This window comes from Methylobacterium sp. WL116, assembly GCF_008039455.1.
Taxonomy (GTDB): Bacteria; Pseudomonadota; Alphaproteobacteria; order Rhizobiales; family Beijerinckiaceae; genus Methylobacterium.
In genome coordinates, this window is record NZ_VRUV01000624.1 from 1 (window position 1) to 2,416 (window position 2,416).

Annotated in this window: 2 protein-coding genes; both read right to left on the reverse strand. The window is 74.6% G+C overall.

Annotated elements, in window-relative coordinates; translation table 11 throughout:
• Positions 1-247 precede the first annotated feature (247 nt).
• Entirely contained in the window at positions 248-1,099 is an 852-nt protein-coding gene (locus tag FV223_RS25425; RefSeq protein WP_147729549.1) for a phosphatase PAP2 family protein, read from the reverse strand.
• A 139-nt stretch (positions 1,100-1,238) separates the two neighbouring features.
• The gene (locus FV223_RS25430) at positions 1,239-2,273 is read right to left on the reverse strand and encodes an amidase (protein ID WP_246689809.1); all 1,035 of its coding nucleotides are present in this window, start codon (positions 2,271-2,273) and stop codon (positions 1,239-1,241) included.
• Between the last annotated feature and the right edge of the window lie 143 nt (positions 2,274-2,416).

Sequence of the window (2,416 nt, forward strand, 5' to 3'; positions counted from 1 at the left end):
GCTCCGGCCAGCCCGGGCCGAAGCGCTACCGGCTGAAGCTGCAGGGCAGCGAGTCGGTGCAGCCGCCGCCGGAGCGTTGACGCGCGCGGCGACGCGGACCGGGCGGACCGCGCGAAACCTGACGACGGGGGGCGCGGCGCGCGCGGTCATGCCTCCCGGTCACGCACGCGCGATCGTCACGACGGCATCGTCGCAATCGCGTGCCGAGACGGGTACGGATCCGGGATTTCCCACGGATCGCGGTCGTCTAGAACTCGAGGCCGGGGCTTTTCAGGGCGTCGGCCTCGCGGCTGCAGAAGGCCTGATCCGGGGGCTTGCGCTCGCCCGCCAGCACCTTGGCGAGCTCGGCCCGCGCCCGGTCGAGATCGGCCCGGAACGCGGCGTCGCCGACGAGCGCCGCGAAGATCACCGAGCCGTTGGTGCGCCCGGCGGCGACGTCGCTCAGCCAGTGCACGCCGCAGACCACGCGGCTCTCGCCGTAGGCCCGGCCGCGGGCGAGGATGGCGGTGGCCTTCTCGGGCACCAGCGCGGCCATGATCAGGGCGTAGGCCCAGCCCTGGGTGGCGTGGCCCGACGGATAGCTGAAGCTGTCGGCGAGCGCCTGGGTCCGCTGCACGCAGATCGGCGCCTCGTTGCCGACGAAGGGGCGCAGGCGCCGGTAATGCACCTTCGGACCGCGGGTGCCGGCGGCGATGTCGAGGCGCGCGCGCTCGAACAGGGTGATCACCGCCGGCACGCGGGCCTGGTCGATGCGGGTGCCGAGCACGCAGGCGAAGGTCTCGAGGATCGCGGCCGCGCCCTCGGCCACGTCGGTGGCGGCCATCTCCCAGCGCGGCGTGCCCTTCATCGCCCGCGTGGCGTTGAAGGCGGCGCGGTCGGCCGCCTCCAGGGTCGAGTGGCTCGCCGGCGGCGCCGGCAGGATCTGGACGGTGTCGGGCACGCCCGTGCCGGTCAGGTACGGCTTGTGCGCCGGCTTGTCCGGGCGGACCGGGTCGGCGGCGACGGAGGGCGCCGACGGCTCGGCCGTGGCCGGGGTCTCGGCATGCACGGCGGGAGCGAGGAGCGCGAGGAGCGCCAGGGCGATCGGGAAACGCGGCATCGGGTCCGTCCTCCGGGGCGGGCGAGGCCCAAGCCATAACGCCCGGACGTTGAACGGGATACGACGGCACCGCGACTTTTCCGATCGCGACCTCACCTCTTCCCTCTCCCGCTTGAGGGGGGAGGGAAGAGCCGCCCTCTCAGAACCCGGACGGCGCCCGCAGGTGCCAGTCGGTCGCGCCCTGGAACGCCTGCCCGATGCGCAGGGCCAGCGCCTCGTCGTAGCCGCGGCCGACGATCTGCAGCGAGAGCGGCAGGCCGCCGCGCGAGACGCCGTTCGGCAGGCTGAGGCCGCACAGGTCGAGCAGGTTGGCGAAGCGCGTGAAGCGGGAGGGCAGGTGCAGCTCGTCGACCTCCGCCAGGGGCACGGCCGCAGTCTCGGTGGTGGGCGTCAGGATCGCGTCGATCCCGTCCCAGGCGCGCGCGAGGTCGCGCTTGAGCGCGTCGCGGCGCTCGAGCGTCGCGAGGTACTCCTGCGCCGACAAGGTGCGGCCGCCGAGGATGCGCGCGCGCACCGCGTCGCCGAGCGGCGCGGCCGCGTCCTCGGCGAGCGCGCCGTTGACGAAGTAGGCCTCGGCGTTGGTGATCCCGCTCATCGCCACGAGGTCGGCGAAGCGGAACGGCAGCGCGACGTCGACGATCTCCGCGCCGAGCCCGGACAGCACGTCGAGGGAGGCATCGTAGGCGGTCAGCATCTCGGCCGAGCAGCCGTCCCGCTCGGCCTCCGGCATCCGCGCGAGCCGCAGGCCGCGCACGCCGCGGTTCAGGGTCGGGAACGGGTCGACGGGCAGGATGCCGCGGGTCGCCGGGTCGAGCGGATCGGGGCCGGAGATCGCCGCGTAGAGCAGCGCGGCGTCGGCGACGCTGCGGGCGAGCGGGCCGGGGGTGTCGAGGGTCGCGCTGAGCGGGACGATGCCGTGGGTCGAGACCCGGCCGACGGTGACCTTCAGCCCGGTCAGCCCGCAGAAGGCCGCGGGCAGGCGCACCGAGCCGCCGGTATCGGTGCCGATGCCCCAGGGCGCCATCCGCGCCGCCACCGCGACGCCGGTGCCGCTGCTCGATCCGCCGGGCGTGCGGGCGACCGCGAGGTCCCACGGGTTCCACGGGGTGCCGAGATGCGGGTTGGTGCCCCAGCCGCCATAGGCGAACTCCACCGTGTGGGTCTTGCCGAGCACGATCATCCCCTGCGCGATCAGGCGCCGGGCGATGGTGGCGGTGCGGGCGGCGCGCCGACATCCGCATCTCGATGTTCGACGTCATGGCGGACTGGCTCACCGTGCCGCTACTCCATCAGGAAGGCGGCCGGCCGCCCAAGCGC

Excerpts from the sequence above, each read along its gene's own strand:
- FV223_RS25425 (WP_147729549.1), bottom strand. The coding sequence starts at position 1,099 with ATGCCGCGTTTCCCGATCGCCCTGGCGCTCCTCGCGCTCCTCGCTCCC.